Origin of the sequence: Gorillibacterium timonense, assembly GCF_001457415.1 — a bacterium.
Classification (GTDB): domain Bacteria; phylum Bacillota; class Bacilli; order Paenibacillales; family NBRC-103111; genus Gorillibacterium; species Gorillibacterium timonense.
The window spans coordinates 281894-300601 of record NZ_LN881720.1; the positions used below are offsets into that span (position 1 = coordinate 281894).

An 18708-nucleotide genomic window follows, 5' to 3' on the forward strand; every position below is an offset into this window, starting at 1 on the left:
GCGCTCGTGAGAGTGTTGGAAAAGGCTCCGGCCAAAATCAATCTATCCTTAGATGTTTTATATAAACGCCCGGACGGCTTTCACGAGGTGGAGATGGTCATGACCATGGTTGATCTGGCCGACCGCCTCGAAATGCGGGAATTGCCCCGGGATACCATTATGATCTCCAGTCAGGCGGGCTACATCCCTCTGGACGAGAAAAACTTGGCCTTTCAAGCGGCCAAGCTGATCAAAGACCGGTATCAGGTGACCAAAGGGGTCTATATCCATTTGGATAAGAAGATCCCGGTAGCGGCCGGCCTTGCGGGGGGGAGCAGCGACGCAGCGGCTACCCTGCGCGGGCTGAATCGGCTGTGGAACCTGGGGATGACGCAGGAGGAGATGATGAAGCTCGGAAGCGAGCTCGGCTCCGACGTCCCCTTCTGCGTAAGCGGCGGAACGGCGATTGCCCGAGGCAGGGGGGAACAACTGACACCGATTGCCTCCCCGCCTTCCTGTTGGGTGGTTCTGGCCAAGCTCCCGCTTAACGTGTCCACCGCCGACGTATACGGAAAGCTCCGCGCTTCCGAAATCAAGCGTCATCCGGATACGGCAAAGCTGCTTGAAGCGATTAACGCGCAGAGCTTTACCGGCATCTGCTCCTCTCTCGGCAATGTCCTGGAGGAAGTGACGCTGTCCCTCTATCCAGAGGTGAAGCGGCTCAGAGACTGCATGGAGCGGCTCGGAGTAGACGGAGTGCTGATGTCCGGAAGCGGTCCGACGGTGTTCGGCCTCGTCGAGAAGGAGGGGAAGGCGGAACGGATCTACAACGGACTTCGCGGATTTTGCAAGGATGTCTATGCCGTTCGCCTACTAACCTAACCATCCCTGTTGAATAAACACGGACATAAATGGTATATTGAGTACAAATTATTCGGATTTCCGGGGGTGCATGATGAAGAAGTTGAAGCGCAGCGAGCGGCTTGTGGAGTTGACCCAGTACTTACTCTCCCGCCCCCACTCCCTCATTCCGCTGACGACGTTTGCCGAACGCTATCAATCTGCCAAATCCTCGATCAGCGAGGACCTGGCAATCATCAAGGAAGTGTTTCAAGAGGAAGGCATCGGCGAGCTGCAGACGATGGCTGGCGCGGCCGGTGGAGTACGCTTTATGCCGAAGGTTCCCGTTGCCCAATCTCTGGCCTTCATCGAATCGATCTGCCGGGAGCTGGAGCAGCCGGATCGGATCCTGCCGGGAGGCTACATGTACATGTCGGATATCCTCGGGGAGCCGCGGACGGTGAACGAGATCGGCCGGACCTTCGCCACGCTGTTCGCCGAGATCGAAGCCGATGCGGTCATGACGGTGGAGACGAAGGGGATCCCGCTCGCTTATGCGACAGCGAGCTACCTCAACCTGCCGGTGATCATCGTGCGCCGCGACCACAGCGCGGTGGAGGGCTCGGCCGTCAGCATCAATTACGTGTCCGGCTCCGCCAAGCGCATGCATACGATGTCGCTCGGAAGAAGAGCTCTTCGGGAGCAGTCCCGCGTCTTGATCGTGGACGATTTCATGCGCGCCGGGGGCACGATTCAGGGAATGAAGGATCTGCTCGCCGAGTTCCGCGCTCAAGTGGCCGGAGTCGGCGTATTCGTGGAATCGGGTGATGTGGAGGAGCATCTGGTCACCGACTATGTATCACTTGCCCGCATTCAGGATATTGATACGAAGAGCAAGGTGGCGTGTGTAACGCCGGGCAATTATTTCACGGCAGCGGATTCGTCGGCTGTCTCCCAACAAAGAGGAGGCGTATTGTCATGAAAACGGAACTCATCGCAACAACTCAAGCACCTGCCGCCATCGGCCCTTATTCGCAGGCGGTCCGGTTTGGGAATCTTCTCTTTACCTCCGGCCAGATTGCTCTTACACCGGCTGGGGAGTTCGTCCAAGGCGGAATCGATGAGGAGACCCGCCAGGTATTCCAGAATCTGCAAGCGATTCTGGAGGCGGCCGGAGCGGAGCGGACGGACGTCATCAAGGCGACGGTCTTTTTACAAGATATGGAACAGTTCGGTCGTGTGAATGCCATTTATGGAGAATTCTTCGGAGAGCATAAGCCTGCCCGTTCCACGGTTCAGGTCGCCGCTTTGCCCCGCGGAGCGCAGGTAGAAATCGAGCTGATCGTCGCTTTAGCTTCCGAATAATGGGATTGTTCAAAAAAATTTGCAAATTGAGCTCAAATAAGTAAAAAAAACTGGGACTTCATCACCAAATCGAGAAGGATTTCTAATTTCCGCGTGGAATTATATACCAAGTCTTTTTCGAGCCAAAGGTGGTGATCCCAAGATGCAAATCACTGACGTAAGACTCCGCCGAGTCAACTCCGAAGGGAGAATGAAGGCGATCGCTTCCATTACCATTGACAACGAGTTCGTCGTTCACGACATTCGTGTTATCGACGGCAACAACGGAATGTTCGTGGCAATGCCGAGCAAGCGCACTCCCGATGGAGAGTTCCGCGACATCGCGCACCCCATTTCATCGGCTACCCGCGAGAAGATTCAAGCCGCGGTTCTGACCGAGTACGAGAATGCCGCTGTGGAAGAAGAGGTCATCGAAGAAGGGGCCTGAGTGTAGGGGGGCCTTGTTCCAAATCTAGCAATTGAGTCTGAGGGCCCGGTGCGCTGCACTGTCGGCTCTCTTTTCTTTCCCTCCCCAGACCGGCGCTCGTTCACACAGGGGGCGCAGGGGTTTCCTTCTCTTCTAATTTCCGCTATAGTGGGTGGTAACTGGTGGCGCGACGAAGGTTGGGAAGGAAAACCCGCGTCTCTCTTGTTATGCAGCAAAACGAAGGATGGAGTGGATACGTTTGCGGATTAATGGAATCGTACTGGCTGCCGGTCAAGGCAAGCGGATGAAATCGAAGCTATACAAGGTGCTTCATCCCGTATGCGGCAAACCGATGGTGGGCCATGTGGTGGATTTGCTGGACCGACTGGATTGCGAGCGGCGAATCGTCGTGGTCGGCCATGGCGCGGATAAAGTAAAAGACTATCTGGGTTCTCGGACGGAGTTCGCTCTGCAGGAGCAGCAGCTCGGAACCGGACATGCGGTCCTGCAGGCAAAGGAAGTGCTGGGTGCGGAAGAAGGTCTTACGTTTGTCCTGTACGGCGACACTCCGTTGATCAAGGAGGAAAGCCTCCAGGAGATGATCCGGCTCGCCAAGGAGCAATCCGCTGCCGGAGTCGTGCTGACGGCAGAGGTGGAGATTCCCTTTGGGCTCGGCCGAATTCTGCGCGACGAGAACGGCTCGCTCGTCGGAATCGTGGAAGAGAAGGACTGCACGCCGGAGCAGGCGGCGATCCGCGAGATCAACACGGGTATTTACTGCTTTGACAACCGGAAGCTGTTTGCAGCCCTCGAGCAGGTAACCAATCAGAATGCGCAGGGAGAGTACTACCTGACGGATGTGATCTCCATTCTGCGGCAGGCCGGAGAAACGCTCGCCGTCTACAAGACCCCCGATTCGACGGAAGGAATCGGAGTCAATGACCGCGTGGCGCTCTCGGAAGCGGAAGCCGTGATGAAGGAGCGCATCAATCGGAAGCATATGCTGAACGGCGTCAGCATCCAAGACCCGTCGGCCACTTACATCGAGGCGGATGTTGTGATCGGCTCGGATACCCGCCTGCTTCCAGGAACAATCCTGCGCGGCGCGACGGTCATCGGCGAGGACTGCGTGATCGGCCCGAACACCGACATCACGGATTCGGACATTGCAGATGGCGCTGAGATCAAGCACTCGGTGCTGCTTGAGGCCTCCGTCGGTCGCTCAGCGACGGTCGGACCCTTCGCTTATCTGCGCCCGGGGGCCAAGCTCGGCGAGAAGGTTAAGGTCGGCGATTTCGTTGAGATCAAAAACGCAACGCTTGGCGCGGGCAGCAAGGTCTCGCACCTGAGCTATGTGGGCGATGCGGTCGTAGGCAAGAACGTGAACATGGGCTGCGGCTCCATCACGGTCAACTATGATGGGTTCAACAAGCACAAGACGGAGATCGGCGACGATGCGTTCGTCGGCAGCAACGTCAATCTGATCGCCCCGGTGACGATCGGCAAAGGCGCCTTTGTGGTGGCCGGCTCGACCATTACGAAGAACGTCGAAGAGGATTCGCTGGCTGTCGCCCGCGAACGCCAATCCAACAAGGCGGGTTACGCCGCCAAGCTTCGCGCTCGGCTGAAAAACCGCCCGAAGGACGAAGACGAATAAGCGGACTCCGTTTCTTTTTTTCGTGATTTCTAAAAAAAATGGTTTAACACCTCCTTGAATAGGGTAAATAAATAGGTGAAACCTATTTCTCTCATCCGCGTCGAACAAGCCCGCCTCCGGCTCTAGGGACGGACAGCGGGCAAGTCCGGGAAGCACGGAAGTTCAAGGAGGTTCTTTTGTATGTCCATTCAGTTGAAGGCCGAGATTCGCACGGGAAAAACCCGTTCGGCAATCCGGGGGTTGCGGAATGGAGGGCGGGTACCGGCTTCGGTATACGGCAAGAAGATCTCGTCCGGAGAGTCCATTTCGGTGGAGGAAAAGGAGCTGGGTGCGCTGCTGCGCAAAAATCCCCACGCGATCATTGATCTGATCGTCGGCGGGGAAGGAGCCCAACCGGTCATCATCAATGAAATTCAAAAGGACAAGATGTCCGGCAAGGTGCTGCATGTCGATTTCCATCAGATCAGCATGGATGAGCCGATCCACTCCGCTCTGCCTGTTGAACTGGTCGGCACGGCGGCCGGAGTGAAGGAGGGCGGCATCCTCACGGTGGAAAGTCACCAAGTGGAAATTCGCTGCCTGCCAAAGGACCTGCCCGCATCCTTGTCCGTCGATATCAGCGAGCTCGGGATCGGAGACAGCATTCATGTATCCTCGATCCAGCTGCCTGAAGGGGTAGAGCTGATCAGCGAGTCGACCGATGTCATCGCCTCCGTTCTCGCGCCGCAGAAGGCTGATGAATCCGATGCCGGCGAGGCTCCGAAGGATGCCCCTGTCGCCGCTCCGGCCGCAGAGGACAACGAATAAACCGACCGGCGTGTTGGCCAGACCGGTTGACGAACGGCAAATCTCCGCTGAGGGGATTTGCCGTTTTTGCTGCGTATCGGCAGGATTGCTCCGGGACGCGGGAATGTGATACGTTGTAGAAAGCAAAAAATGAGCAGGCAATCGCATCCCGTGCGTAGCTTGAACACGCGGAAGGAAGAGAAGAATGAAATGGTTTGTCGGGCTGGGAAATCCCGGCCGAGAGTACAAGGATACCCGTCATAATGTGGGCTTCATGGCCCTTGACCGCTTTGCGGAGGAATGGAACCTCACGTTCAAGGAAAGCAAGTGCAAGGGCTGGATCGCCGAAGGCCTTGTGGAGGGACAGAAGGTATGCCTGCTGAAGCCGGCTACGTTCATGAACCTGTCCGGGGAAGCGGTTCGCGCTTTCCTGCAGTTCTACAAAGCGAATCTGGACGATATGGTCGTCATCTATGATGATCTCGATACCGAGGTGGGCCGCATGCGGCTTCGCTACCAAGGAAGCGCCGGAGGGCATAACGGCATCAAGTCGATCATCCAGCACGCGGGGACTCAGACCTTCAACCGCATCCGCATCGGCATCTCGCGCCCGCAGCCGGGCCGCAGCGTCGTGGATTATGTCCTCGGCGAATTCAGCAAGGAAGAGCGCAAGCTGCTGCCCGAAGTGTTGGACAAGACGGGTGAAGCGATGATCTACAGCCTGGGCCACACCTTCGAGCAGACGATGGCTAAGTTTAATAGTTAGTTCGATCGAGCCGCGATAAGGAGTGGCAGCGAATCCCCATATCCGATATAAAAACCTTCTTTTGCGGGCATACTGAGGGTATACGCCGGTATGCGAGGAGGTTTTACCCATGTCAATTCGTTACGTTTGCCGCCACTGCGGGTCGACGATCGGAGTGCTGGACAGCGGCGCGGTCAGCGAGCTGCAGTTGGGTCTCCATTTCTTGACCCTCGCGGAGCGGCGGGATATAATAGCATATAACGCCGACGGAGGGATGACCGTTAAAGTGGTCTGTGAGTTTTGCCGGGAAGCGCTGGAAGCCCATCCCGAACTCTCCCTCGTCAACAGCCCGCTGCAATAATGCCGCTTGCGGCATCCTGTGCAGAATAACGATGGGCCAGAAGGCTGAGAAGCTTTAAATCCCCCCACAAGACGAGCGCATGAGCAGATGCGCGTCCCGTGTTTGGGGGTTCTTTTGATGGGCGTTTGTTTGCTTTTTTACCAGGAGGTGCGTCATGCGGGAGTTGATCTCCGCCTTTAAGGAAGATAAGGATTTTGCCGCGATAGCAGCCGGTGTCGGCTCCGGTATGCGGGAGCAGCTGGTGGCCGGACTTGCCGGCTCATCGCGTCAGGTGATGATCGCCGCTCTCATGGATGAGACGGAACGCCCGGTGATGATCGTCACCCATAATATGTTTGCCGCGCAAAAAATAGCGGAGGATTTGGTAGAGTGCATCTCCGCCGATAGAGTTCTGCTCTACCCCGCTCAGGAAATGCTGGCGGTGGAAGCGGCGGCGGCTAGTCCTGAGACGGAGGCTCAGCGGATCGATGCGCTGACCAAGCTCGCAACGGGATTCAAGGGCGTGCTCATCACGCCTTACGCCGGTCTTCGCCGCTTGCTGCCGGAACGGAGCGTCTTTGCCGATTCTTGCATTCGAGTGAAAGAAGGCGAGGAGCTCGTACTGGAAGAGTTCCTGCGAAGGATCGCTGAGCTCGGCTACGAGAGGGCGGAACGCGTGGAGAAGAAGGGCGAATTCAGCGTTCGGGGCGGCATTGTCGATCTTTATCCGCTTACATCCGCCACGCCTTACCGCATTGAGTTGTTCGATGTGGAAGTGGATTCGATCCGTTCCTTCGACCCGGAGACGCAGCGCTCCCAAGACCGCTTATCCTCTCTGGAGATTCCTCCCGCGAAGGAGATCATCGCTTCCGTTAAGCGCTTTCAGAATGCCGCTCATCATGCGGCCGACCTCTTGGAGGTTCAGCTTGGCAAAATGACCGATCGCCAAGCCAAGCTGCGCCTGCGCGACACCATTCAGGATGAGCTTGGACGTCTGGAGCAGGGGACGCCGTTTGCTGGGATTTCCAAGTATATCTCGCTCTTATACCCCGAACGGCAAACTCTGTTTGACTATGTCTCTTCCGATACTCTGCTCTTGATCGACGAGCCGGCGCGGCTTTTGGAGACGGCGAAGCAGCTGGAGCGCGACGAAGCGGAATGGGTGACGGGTCTTCTTCAGGAAGGGAAGACGCTGCCTCAGCTCGCCCTGTCCAAGCCCTATGATTCTCTTTTGCACCGCAAGCCGTTCCCGACGATCTATCTCTCGCTGTTCTTGCGCCAGGTTCCCGGGACCCAGCCGCAGAACATCGTCAATTTCATGTGCCGCACGATGCAGAGCTTCCACGGTCAGATGAACCTGCTCAAAGCTGAGATGGAGCGGTGGAAAAAATCTGGCTCCCGGGTTCTGCTCCTGGCCGAAGGCAGCGAGCGCAAAGACCGGGTGAGGCGTGTCCTGGCGGACTACAGCATCGAGGAACCGGAGATTCTGGATGGAAATCTCCAGAGTGGGTTCGAGCTGCCTTCCATTCGGCTCGTCGTCATCACGGAAGGCGAGATGTTCTCCCAAAAGCAGCGCAAGGCGCGGCGCGTGGACAAACGGATCGAGAATGCTGAGCGAATCAAGAGCTACCAAGAGCTGAAGCCGGGCGATTACGTGGTGCATGTCAACCACGGAATTGGGAAATATATGGGGATCGGCACCCTGGAGGTCGGAGGCATCCATAAGGATTACATGCATATCCTGTATGCCGGCGGCGACAAGCTGTCCGTTCCGATCGATCAGATCGATCTGATTCAGAAATATGTGGGCTCCGAGGAGAAGGAGCCGAAGGTTTACAAGCTGGGCGGGACCGAATGGAGCAAGGTCAAGACCAAGGTGCGTTCGTCCGTCAAGGACATCGCGGATGACCTGATCAAGCTCTATGCCGAGCGGCAGCAGGCCCCCGGGTACGCCTTTACCAAGGATTCCGCGTATCAGGGCGAGTTCGAGGCGATGTTCCCGTATGACGAGACCCGCGATCAGCTGCGAGCGATATCGGAGATCAAAACCGATATGGAGAAGACGCGACCGATGGACCGGCTCCTGTGCGGCGATGTCGGCTACGGCAAGACGGAGGTGGCCGTACGCGCCGCCTTCAAGGCTGCGATCGACGGGAAGCAGGTGGCCATTCTCGTGCCCACGACCATCTTGGCCCAACAGCATTACGAAACGTTCCGCGAGCGGTTCAGCGACTATCCGTTTCGCATCAGCGTGCTCAGCCGCTTCCGCTCCAAGAAGGAGCAGACGGAGACGATCAAGGGCATCAAGGCGGGTACCGTGGATATTGTCATCGGCACACACCGCATCCTGTCGGCCGACATCAAATTCAAGGACCTGGGACTGCTCATCGTCGACGAGGAGCAGCGGTTTGGCGTCTCCCATAAAGAGAAGCTGAAGCGCCTTAAGACGAACGTCGACGTGCTCACGCTGACGGCTACGCCGATCCCCCGCACCCTGCACATGTCGATGCTCGGCGTGCGCGACCTCTCGGTCATCGAGACGCCGCCCGAGAACCGTTTCCCCGTGCAGACGTACGTCCTGGAGTACAGCGCCGGGCTCGTCCGCGAGGCGATCGAGCGCGAGCTTGCCCGCGAGGGACAGGTCTATTACCTGTACAACCGGGTTCAAGGCATCCAGCAGATGGCCGATCAGATTTCGGCGCTCGTTCCCGATGCGCGCGTGGCGTACGCCCACGGGCAAATGTCCGAACAGGAGCTGGAACGCACCATCCTCGACTTCCTGGACGGCGAATACGATGTGCTCGTCAGCACGAGCATCATCGAGACCGGCGTGGACATTCCGAACGTGAATACCCTGATCATTCACGACGCCGACAAGATGGGGTTATCCCAGCTTTATCAGCTGCGCGGACGGGTCGGGCGATCGAATCGGATCGCTTACGCCTACTTCACGTATCAACGGGATAAGGTCTTGACGGAAGTGGCGGAGAAGCGTTTGCAGTCGATAAAAGAGTTTACAGAACTTGGGTCAGGGTTTAAAATTGCTATGAGAGACTTGTCCATTCGAGGCGCAGGCAATCTGCTCGGAGCCGAGCAGCACGGATTTATTGCCTCTGTCGGCTTTGACATGTACTCGCAGATGCTGGCCGATGAAATCAACAAGCTGAAGGCGGAAATGGACGGGGGCGCTCAGATTCCGCTTCAGGACTTCTCGACCCAGCTCGATCTGCAAATCGACGCTTACTTGCCGTCTGATTATATTTATGACAGCATGCAAAAGATCGAGATCTACAAAAAAGTCGCCGGTATTACGACGCTTGATGAAGCAGGGGACCTCCAGGATGAGCTGGTGGATCGGTTCGGGGATCTGCCCGAGGCCGTGGACAATCTGCTCGCGGTCGCAAGGGTTAAAGTATACGGTTCTTTGTTCAAGATCGAATCGATCGTCCAGAAAGGAGAGGATTTCCACCTCAAGCTTCACACCAGCCAGAACGACAAGCTGGACGGCAAGCGCCTCGTCGCCTTGTCCGCCCAATTCGAGAATAGAATCCGGCTCACGCCGGGAACCCAGATTCAAATCGAGATCAAGGGAAAAGGGTACAAATCGGGCCGACCGTTCCTGCTTCTTGAAGAAATCCTACAAAAGATGACCGAGGCCCACATCCTGAAAGGAGAATTACAAAATGCAGCAAACGAATAAACGGAACTGGACGAAAGCTCTGGCCGTGTGTCTGGCTCTGGTCCTGGCCGTTTCTCTTAGCGCCTGCGGAAAGAAAGACGGTTCCAAGGCAGAAGGCAAAGACGACAGCAAGGTTGTGGCGACGTACAAGGACGGCGAAATCACCCAGAAGGAATTCGATACCTTCCTTGGCGTCAACCAAGTGATGGATTCCACCGGACAAGTCGCCCAGATGCTCGCCAGCGAAGAGCTGAAGAGCTACATCCAAGACCAGTTCCTCCAGCAGTTGGCCGTATGGAAGGTGCTTGACGCCAAGACGACCGACGAGAACCGCAAGGAAGGCGACAAGAAAGCCGACGAGCTGGAAAAGCAGATCAACGATATGGAGGCCGAGAGCAAAACTTCCTTCGAAGCGGCGCTTAAGGAGAGCAAGATTACCGTTGCCGACCTCAAAAAATATGTTTCGATGACGTACAGCATCGTCCACCAAATGGAGCAATCCTTGACGGATAAGGACATTCAGGAAGCTTATGACGCCAACGTGAAGACGAACGCTAACTTCTACGATGTCGTGAACGTTCGACACATCCTGATTGTCACGAAGGAAACCGATTCCACAACAGGGGAATCCAAGGAAAAGCGCACCAAGGAAGAAGCTTTGAAGCTGGCCAAGGAAGTCAAAGCCAAGCTCGACGCCGGCGGCGACTTCGCTGCACTTGCCAAGGAATACTCGGAAGATCCGGGCTCCAAGGATAATGGTGGCTTGTATGAGAATCAGCAGATCGGCACATCCCAGTTCGTAGCTCCGTTCCTGAAAGCCATGACGGAACAAGAAGTGGGCAAGGTCAGCGATCCGGTTGAAACCGACTTCGGCTACCACCTCATCAAGGTCGATTCCCGCAAGACGCTATCTTTTGCAGACGAAAAGGAATCGCTCCGTTCCGAGAAAGCGCAGACGAAGCTGTCTGAATTCGTTCAGAACGATTTCCCGTCCTATGAGTTCAAGTCCAATCTGCCGCAGCCTTCCGTCGCTCCGAGCGCAAGCCCGGCCGCAACCGGCGAAACGAGCCCGGTCGCTTCCCCCGCTGCAAGCCCGATCGCTACGGAAGCGGTTAGCCCGAGCCCGGCAGCAACGAAGTAGCACAGCGGTTCGCCAACATCTACCAGGGTCCTCCTTCCGGAGGCCCTGTTTCTTTTTCCAGCTTCCGGGCATAATGAAGGGGACAGAAATCCAGCCCCAAGAGGCGGTCCTAAGATCGTTCTCAGGTCGGATGCATAACCAGCCGTTCAGGGAGAATACTGAGCATACACTTATATCCAGTGAATTTATCATCTGAGGAAAGAGAGGCATCACGAGCATGAAAGCAACTGGAATTGTCCGCCGTATTGACGATCTGGGCCGAGTCGTTATCCCGAAGGAGATCCGCCGTACCCTGCGCATTCGGGAAGGGGATCCGCTGGAGATTTTCGTTGACCGCGATGGCGAAGTCATTTTGAAAAAGTATTCCCCGATCGGGGAATTGGGTGATTTTGCGAAGGAATATGCGGATTCGCTGTTTGAAAACACCAATCACATCGTCCTTGTCACAGACCGGGACAATATCATCGCCGTATCTGGCGGATCCAAGAAGGATTTTATGGACAAGCAGGTAGGCAGCATTGTGGAGAGCTCCATGGAGAACCGCAGGTCGGCATTGGAAAGCGGCTCCGGCAGCTATGAAATCGTCAAGGACAACAAGGAAACGTATTCGTCTTATGTCGTATCCCCGATCGTTGCTGGCGGAGATCCCATCGGATCTGTGATCATGCTCAGCAAGGAAGAAGGCGTCAAGATGGGCGAGATGGAGCAAAAGATGGCGGAAATCGCCTCCGGCTTCCTCGGCAAGCAGATGGAGCAGTAAGGTTGTCAGCCGCGAGGCGGATGAACATCCGGCTATCGGCAGACGCCGCGAGCCGCGGGCATACTAACCATGAACGTAACCGCGAGTGTAACCGTGAACGAAAGCCTTGAACGTACCAGCACATGCGGTTTAAACTCTTCCTTGCTTCGGCATGGAAGAGTTTTTTATTACGGCATGAGTTTGAGTCGGCTTCCGAGGCTGGCCCGTTCCACTCGAACGGTTGGGACTTGATGCTACTGCATGTTAGGATTTTTGGGCTATTATTTAAGCGGTAACTATTGTCCATTTCATTCGTCTCCGCGGTCTGACAACACGCTTGAGTCTCCGGCCCGGTTGGTCGCATCCCGCAAATGCGCTATAATAGGAGCAGCTTGCGTAAGGGACGGGACATGCGTGAAGAAAACCACCGGTAACGGGTACCTCCAAGGAGCAGCGGTGCTGGGCGCGGCGGCGATCGTGTCCAAGCTCCTCGGCACCCTTCAGAAAATTCCGCTGCAAAACCTTGCGGGAGAAGAAGCTTTTGGCATTTATAATGTCGTATATCCGCTTTATACGTTTATCCTGACGCTGGCCGTTGCCGGGCTGCCGCTAACGGTGTCGGCTTTTGTTTCGGAAGCGAGGGCGCTGGGCAAGCCGGGGGAGACAAGGCGCGTTCTTCGAACGGCCACGGCTACCTTGGTGAGCACGGGACTTTTGTTCTTCCTCCTGCTGTACGGGGGTGCGGACGCCATCGCCTCCCTGTTTGGGGTTCCGAAGACGGCTGCTGCCATTCGGAGCGTATCATGGGCATTGCTCGTCGCTCCGGTTATGGCTGCCCTTCGCGGCTATTTTCAAGGCTTTGGGGAAATGGTGCCGACTGCCGTCTCCCAAGTGGCGGAACAGCTGATCCGGGTGGCTGTCATGCTCGGGCTCCTGTTGTATTTCCTTCACCTCGGGTACGGACCGGAGAAGATTGCGGCTGGAGCGACCTTCGGCTCGACAGCGGGGGCGTTAGCCGGTCTCCTCGTCATGCTAGGTTACTGGCGGCGGGAACAGCGGCTGCGTGCCTATTTGCCGGAAGAAGCCGGCGCAGCGGACATGCCTTACCCGGTCCAGACCGAGCCTGCGGGAGCGTTTGTCCGGCGCTTTTTGCGGGCCGCCATCCCGGTCTGCCTAGGCTCGATGGCTTTGCCCATCCTGACTTTGGTCGATTCGGCAACGCTGCCCCGCCTGCTTGCAGCGGACGGCCTTGCGGAATCGGCCCGGCTGCATGCCGTAGGGCTGTACAATCACGCCCAGCCGCTCGTGCAGCTGGTCGCGCTCATCGCCACCTCGATGACGGCGGCGCTGGTGCCGGCTATCGCGGAAGCGCGGGCAGCGGGCAGCCGGGAGCTCCTCGCGAGGAGAACCGAGCTGTCGGTCCGCTGCGCTTGGCTGATCGGGTTCGCCGCCGCCTTCGGATTGGCTGCTGCGGCTAAGCCGATCAATATCATGATGTTCACCTCGCCGGAAGGAACCCGGACGATGGCGATCCTGGCGTTTACCGCGGCCTTCTCCACGCTGCAGATCGTCAGCGGCAGCGTCCTGATCGGCCTTGGCGAAGCGAAGCGGCCCGCGCTCCACTTGTTCGCAGCGGCTGTCCTGAAGCTTGTGCTGAACGCGCTCCTCGTTCCGTTCTTCGGCATCGCCGGAGCGGCGGCGGCAGCCGTGGCCGCTTACGCACTCGCCGCGCTCTGGAACCTGGCCGCGCTCACGCGGCTCACCGGCGTGCGCTTCCCGGCGGCGGCCTATCTGTGGCGGCCACTCGCCGCCGCCCTCGCGATGACCGCCGCCGTGCTCGCCATCCGTATCGGCTTCCTCGGCGCCCTTGCCGTCGCTCGTGCGCCTCGTCGCCATCCGCATTCGCGCCTTGCGGTCGCTCGTGCGCCCCGCCGCTAGCCGCGTTCGCCGCTGCTAGCCGCTTATGCGCCTCGCCTCGGGTGTGCTTGCTTCCCCCGCATCTCCGCCGCGCCAACACGCGGCTTATCCATCTGCGCTGTCCATTACTCAGCCTGCTGCTCGCAGGCGGAAGGAGTTGCTTGATGTCTGCACAGCTCACGGTCATCGGACTCGGGTCCGGTGACGAAAATCAACTCACGCTCGGCATCTGGAAGAAGCTTCGCGAAGCCCAGCGCCTCTACCTCCGCACGGCTCACCATCCGGTCGTCGCGTTTCTGACGGAGAACGGCGTCGCCTTCGAATCCTTCGACGCCGTGTATGAAACCCACCCCGATTTCATCGCCGTCTACGATGAAATCGTGAAGCGCCTGCTCGCTGCCGCAGAGGAGGCGGACGGCGGCGAGATTCTCTACGCCGTTCCGGGCCACCCCTGGGTGGCGGAGCGCACCACCGTGCTGCTCCGCGACGCCTGCGCGGAGCGCGGAATCCCTTTCGCCGCTCTCGGCGGCGAAAGCTTCCTCGACCAAGCCTTCCTGCGTTTCGGCTTCGATCCGGTCGAGGGCTTCCAGCTGCTCGACGCCGCGGAGCTCGCGGCTGACCGCCTTGATCCCCGGCAGCATCTCCTCATCGGCCAAGTGTACGATGCCTTCACGGCATCGGATGCCAAGCTGGCCCTCATGGAGATCTACCCGGATGAGTATCCGGTCACGGTGGGCCACGCCCTCGGCGTTGCAGGCGAAGAGCGCATCCGGACCGTGCCGCTCTATGAGCTTGACCGGGAGGAGGGCTATGGCAACCTGTCGCTCATCTACGTCCCGCGCTCCGCGGAAGAGAACCTCTTGAACCGCAGCTTCGGCCGCCTGCATGAGATCGTCGGTATCCTCCGCAGCCCGGGCGGCTGTCCGTGGGACCGCGAGCAGACTCATGACAGCTTGCGCAAGAACCTGATCGAAGAAGCGTATGAGGTGCTGGAGACGATCGACGAGGACGATCCTGATCACATGCAGGAGGAGCTCGGCGATCTCATGCTTCAGGTGATGCTGCATGCGCAGATCGAAGAGGAGACCGGCGCGTTCACCGTCTACGACGTCATCCGTACCTTGAACGAGAAGCTGATCCGCCGCCATCCCCACGTCTTCGGAGATGTGGCGGCAGAGGATGCAGATGAAGCGCTAGCGAACTGGCAGGAGGTCAAGCGGCAGGAGCGGGAAGGGAAGGAAAAGAAACCCGCTTCGGCGCTCGACGGCATTCCCCGCGAGCTTCCGGGGCTCATGAAGGCCTGGAAGCTGCAGAAGAAAGCCGCTTCCGTCGGCTTTGACTGGAGCGATATTCGGGATGTGTTCGCGAAGGTGGAGGAAGAGCTGGCCGAGGTCCGCGAGACGATTGTCGCGGAGGAGCCGGAGGAAACCCTGGGCGAGCTCGGAGACCTGCTCTTTTCCGTCGTCAACCTGGCTCGCTTCCTGAAGACCGATCCCGAAGAAGCGCTCGCTGCCACCAACCGCAAATTTTACGACCGTTTCCGGTATGTCGAGGAGCAGATTCGTTTAAAGGGTGGGAAATTGGACGAAACTGGTCTTGACGAGATGGAACGGTACTGGCAGGAAGCGAAAACCGCCGTTCAAGAAAAATAACGGTAAAAAGCAGGAATTATGGCGGCAGTAAAGAATATAGTGAGGGTTAGCTTACTATTTAGAGGAGGATTTCTCATGAACAAAACGGATTTGGTTAACAATATCTCGCAAAAAAGCGGTATGTCCAAACGTGACGTAGAAGCAGTATTGAACGGATTTTTCGGTGAAGTGACCAGCGCCCTGTCTTCCGGCGACAAAGTTCAACTCGTGGGCTTCGGCACCTTCGAAACCCGCAAGCGCAACGGCCGCACGGGCCGCAACCCGCAAACCGGCGAATCCATCACGATCCCGGAATCCGTTATCCCCGCCTTCAAAGCAGGCAACAAGCTTAAAGAAGCCGTAAAATAATGCGGGTCGACAAGTTCCTCAAGGTCTCGCGCCTCATCAAGCGGCGCACCGTCGCGAAGGACGTCTCCGACCAAGGGCGCGTCTGGATCAACGGCCGCGAGGCTAAGCCTTCCAGCACGGTAAAGCCAGGTGACGAGCTCACGATCGGGTTTGGGCAGAAGAACGTCACCGTCCGGGTGGAGCGCATCGCCGAAACCGTCCGCAAGGATGATGCTGGCGAGATGTATACCCTGCTGAGGGAAGAACCGAAGCAGCCGTCGCAAGGATAAACAAAGCACATCAAACGGGTATTTCGTTCCGGCTAAACCGGTGCGGGATGCCCGTTTTTTATTTGCCACCGCCGCTCTAATGCATTTTATTTCGCAATCCTCCCACCTCTCGTTCGCCGTATCCTTTTCGCAGGAGCTTGTTCTAAAGCGGGACATCCTCCCATAGGGTAGTGGTAAGAGGAGGGACGTACCATGGCCGAAACCCAAAGCAAGATGAAGCGTCAGGAAATCCGCATGCTGAACCGCAAGGTGATGGAGGTCACCGGGGTCTTGAATGTGGATAGCTTCGACAGCGAGGAATTCCAGTTGGAGACGGAGTGCGGATTTTTGAGCATCAAGGGCAGCAACCTGCACATCAAGAATCTGAATCTGGAGCAGGGCTTGGTGGCGATCGAGGGACTGGTCGACGAACTGGCTTACCGGGAAACGGGAGGCCCGGCTAAATCCAAGGGATTGCTCGGCAAGCTGTTTAAATGACGCTGGAAACACAAGCGGTCACCCTGGCGGTCATGATGGCATGCGGACTTGCCATGGGCATCGTCTTTGACGGATACCGGGTGTTGACCTGGCAGCTTCCGTTTCTCCGCAGGCTAACCCCGGTCCTCGATCTGTTGTATTGGGCGGGAGTGACGCTGTTTGTCTTCCGGGCTCTGAACGGAAGCAACGAGGGACAGCTGCGCTTTTTCATCTTCCTGGGTTTGGCGGCAGGTGTTCTCCTGTACTACCTGCTGTTCAGCCGGCTCACGGTTTGGCTTGTCCGCAAGCTAATCGAGGGGATTCGCTATACGATCCGTCTCATCGTCAAGCTTTTCCATATTCTTGTCGTGAAACCGCTTCTTTTGCTGATTCGATTTTTATGGGTTCTCCTCGGAATTGCGGCTTCCGTCTCTATTTTCCTGCTAAAAGTTGTGCTACAATTGCTTTACCCTTTTCGGATTTTACTTCGTTGGCTCTGGAAGCTGACGGGGGGAAGGATCGCCTGGCGGAAGCTGGGGACCTGGATTCTTCATGCAACGAGGCTGTACAAGCTGGCAAAGCTCAAAGAACCGGCCAAGAAAATCTGGCGGTTTCTGTTTCGCAGGTAAGGAATGCGTGTAAAGAGTACAATGTGCTTTTCACGGACAGCCGGAGCTTGCTTCCGCCCTTTTTTCCGAATCGACGCAAGGATTCCGCATCCGTTACATACTCTATTATCGACAGGGCAGGAGGTCCGCCGTTATGCCGCAATCTCCCAGCCGGGAGCCCAAACGTGGGAAAGCGTCAGTCCGTCGGATGAGACTGGCCTTCCTGGTCGTTCTCGCACTCATGATCCCCATCGGCTACTCCGCCTGGGGCCAGCTTGCCAAGCTGAAGGACAACAACGCTCAACTGAATGACCTTCGGGGCCAGCTTAACGCCAAAAAGAAAATCAACGCCGAGATGGAGCTCGAGCTGAAGCGGATGAACGATCCGGAATACCGGGAAGAGATCATTCGCAGTGAGCTGAATCAGGCGAAAGACGGAGAGACGGTTTTTGAGTCGGCGAAGCCCGCGAAATAGGCTTGCCAGGCTTCAAGGCTGCTTATGGCATGATTCAACCACAGTTACGCAGGGATTGCCCCCGCTTGCCTGTACAATCCGCAAGCATCGGCCGCGGTCTCGGAATCATCTGCTCCTGACCAGACTTTCGCACGCTTAATTTGCCAGTCCCGACGAGGCAACGGTTTCTTGCTTTCGGGGCAGGCATCAGGTATAATCTGCATAGCTCTTGTTTTTCTAACCATTATGAGGAGGAACGTATTACCTTATGGCCATCGAAGTAGGCGCCAAACTGCAAGGCAAGGTGACAGGCATCACTCACTTCGGAGCATTCGTGGAGCTTCCGGAGGGAGGGACCGGTCTTGTTCACATTTCCGAGATCGCGGACAATTACGTCAAGGATGTAAATGATCACCTGAAGCTGAGCGACATCGTAACGGTGAAAGTGATCAATGTGGACAAAGACGGCAAGATCGGTTTATCCATCAAGCAGGCCGTCGATAAACCGGTATCCGAAAGGCCCGTACGTACCGGACCAAGCGGTGGCGGCTTTGGCGAGAGAAGAGAGGGCGGCGGCGGTGGTGGTTTCAACCGTGATCGCGGCGGACGTCCGTTCAACAAGCCGGGATACGGCGGGAAGCCCAGCTTCAACAAACCCTCCTTTGAAGACAAAATGAGCAAATTCCTGAAGGACAGCGAAGAGCGAATCTCCTCCCTCAAGAAGAACACCGAAGGCAAGCGCGGTGGTCGGGGAGCCCGCCGGGACTGATCTTTTCCAAATAGGTGACCGCGGTCGGCAGCAGCCGGCGGCGGTTTTTGTGTTCCGAGGCTAGCCCACGTCTTGTCCCATTGACGGCCCCCTTGTAAGCGGTATATAATCATCTCTATATGGCGGTGTAGCTCAGCTGGCTAGAGCGTTCGGTTCATACCCGAAAGGTCGGGGGTTCGATTCCCTTCGCCGCTACTTATATCCACGAAGAAAGTCCCGATTTCGGGGCTTTTTTTGTTATAGCTGCTCCGGACTTCCGGTCTTACTAAGGGGAGGATCGGCTCTTGGCAGCGGCTCATCGTTTCCCGACACCGTCGGCGGCAGATTCCTCTTTGTCCCCACCCGGCGACAGCATGCGGGTTACGCATGCAAGGATTGGGGAACGAAGCGACATGTCCGACGGTCCCGAAAAGACTCTTCCAAAAAAGAATCGACATAAAGGTCCGCAGGCCGGATAGGGCCAGTGAGCCCTTGTGTGGAGGGGGAAATCGCGGACGAACCAACGGTTAAATGCCCTGAGAAAAGCTTCCCCGGGCGCTCGTCAGGACAAGCACTCGA

At 57.2% G+C, this 18708-nt stretch carries 19 protein-coding genes and 1 tRNA gene; all 20 read left to right on the plus strand.

Annotation, left to right across the window (positions count from 1 at the left end):
- Positions 1-6 precede the first annotated feature (6 nt).
- On the plus strand, positions 7-861 hold the full coding sequence (gene ispE, locus BN2684_RS01770; RefSeq protein WP_058300537.1) for a 4-(cytidine 5'-diphospho)-2-C-methyl-D-erythritol kinase: 855 nt from the start codon (positions 7-9) through the stop codon (positions 859-861).
- Positions 862-934: 73 nt separating this feature from the next.
- A complete protein-coding gene (gene purR / locus BN2684_RS01775) occupies positions 935-1801 on the plus strand; it encodes a pur operon repressor (protein ID WP_058300451.1) in 867 nt (288 codons plus the stop codon).
- Complete coding sequence (locus BN2684_RS01780; RefSeq protein ID WP_058300452.1) at positions 1798-2184, plus strand: RidA family protein; 387 nt, start codon at positions 1798-1800, stop codon at positions 2182-2184. The genes purR and BN2684_RS01780 overlap by 4 nt, the downstream gene beginning before the upstream one ends.
- A 142-nt stretch (positions 2185-2326) precedes the next feature.
- On the plus strand, positions 2327-2611 hold the full coding sequence (spoVG, locus tag BN2684_RS01785; RefSeq protein WP_058300453.1) for a septation regulator SpoVG: 285 nt from the start codon (positions 2327-2329) through the stop codon (positions 2609-2611).
- Between the two features lie 238 nt (positions 2612-2849).
- Complete coding sequence (gene glmU / locus BN2684_RS01790; protein ID WP_058300454.1) at positions 2850-4247, plus strand: bifunctional UDP-N-acetylglucosamine diphosphorylase/glucosamine-1-phosphate N-acetyltransferase GlmU; 1398 nt, start codon at positions 2850-2852, stop codon at positions 4245-4247.
- A 180-nt stretch (positions 4248-4427) separates the two neighbouring features.
- Positions 4428-5054, plus strand: coding sequence for a 50S ribosomal protein L25 (locus BN2684_RS01795; RefSeq protein WP_058300455.1), 627 nt, complete (start codon positions 4428-4430; stop codon positions 5052-5054).
- Between the two features lie 184 nt (positions 5055-5238).
- Positions 5239-5799: an aminoacyl-tRNA hydrolase gene (gene pth / locus BN2684_RS01800; RefSeq protein ID WP_058300456.1), complete on the plus strand. Its 561-nt coding sequence runs from the start codon at positions 5239-5241 to the stop codon at positions 5797-5799.
- A gap of 109 nt (positions 5800-5908) precedes the next feature.
- A complete protein-coding gene (locus BN2684_RS01805) occupies positions 5909-6139 on the plus strand; it encodes an anti-sigma-F factor Fin family protein (RefSeq protein ID WP_058300457.1) in 231 nt (76 codons plus the stop codon).
- A gap of 154 nt (positions 6140-6293) precedes the next feature.
- The gene (gene mfd, locus BN2684_RS01810; protein ID WP_058300458.1) at positions 6294-9818 is read left to right on the plus strand and encodes a transcription-repair coupling factor; all 3525 of its coding nucleotides are present in this window, start codon (positions 6294-6296) and stop codon (positions 9816-9818) included.
- On the plus strand, positions 9802-10938 hold the full coding sequence (locus BN2684_RS01815) for a peptidylprolyl isomerase (RefSeq protein WP_058300459.1): 1137 nt from the start codon (positions 9802-9804) through the stop codon (positions 10936-10938). The genes mfd and BN2684_RS01815 overlap by 17 nt, the downstream gene beginning before the upstream one ends.
- Positions 10939-11155: 217 nt before the next feature.
- Positions 11156-11698, plus strand: a complete 543-nt coding sequence (gene spoVT, locus BN2684_RS01820) for a stage V sporulation protein T (protein ID WP_058300460.1) — start codon at positions 11156-11158, stop codon at positions 11696-11698.
- Positions 11699-12091: 393 nt separating this feature from the next.
- Positions 12092-13615 (plus strand): polysaccharide biosynthesis protein, encoded by a 1524-nt coding sequence (locus BN2684_RS01825; RefSeq protein WP_058300461.1) that lies wholly within the window; start codon positions 12092-12094, stop codon positions 13613-13615.
- Positions 13616-13758: 143 nt separating this feature from the next.
- Complete coding sequence (locus BN2684_RS01830) at positions 13759-15246, plus strand: bifunctional methyltransferase/pyrophosphohydrolase YabN (RefSeq protein WP_058300462.1); 1488 nt, start codon at positions 13759-13761, stop codon at positions 15244-15246.
- Between the two features lie 75 nt (positions 15247-15321).
- Entirely contained in the window at positions 15322-15594 is a 273-nt protein-coding gene (locus BN2684_RS01835) for an HU family DNA-binding protein (protein ID WP_058300463.1), read from the plus strand.
- On the plus strand, positions 15594-15863 hold the full coding sequence (locus tag BN2684_RS01840) for an RNA-binding S4 domain-containing protein (protein WP_058300464.1): 270 nt from the start codon (positions 15594-15596) through the stop codon (positions 15861-15863). Before BN2684_RS01835 ends, BN2684_RS01840 begins: the two co-directional genes overlap by 1 nt.
- 192 nt (positions 15864-16055) lie before the next feature.
- Positions 16056-16340: a sporulation protein YabP gene (gene yabP, locus BN2684_RS01845; RefSeq protein WP_058300465.1), complete on the plus strand. Its 285-nt coding sequence runs from the start codon at positions 16056-16058 to the stop codon at positions 16338-16340.
- A complete protein-coding gene (yabQ, locus tag BN2684_RS01850) occupies positions 16337-16948 on the plus strand; it encodes a spore cortex biosynthesis protein YabQ (protein WP_058300466.1) in 612 nt (203 codons plus the stop codon). Before yabP ends, yabQ begins: the two co-directional genes overlap by 4 nt.
- A 133-nt stretch (positions 16949-17081) precedes the next feature.
- Positions 17082-17402 (plus strand): FtsB family cell division protein, encoded by a 321-nt coding sequence (locus BN2684_RS01855; RefSeq protein ID WP_058300467.1) that lies wholly within the window; start codon positions 17082-17084, stop codon positions 17400-17402.
- Positions 17403-17649: 247 nt separating this feature from the next.
- Positions 17650-18150, plus strand: coding sequence for a S1 domain-containing RNA-binding protein (locus tag BN2684_RS01860; protein WP_058300468.1), 501 nt, complete (start codon positions 17650-17652; stop codon positions 18148-18150).
- Between the two features lie 121 nt (positions 18151-18271).
- Positions 18272-18345, plus strand: a tRNA-Met gene (locus BN2684_RS01865).
- Positions 18346-18708 lie beyond the last annotated feature (363 nt).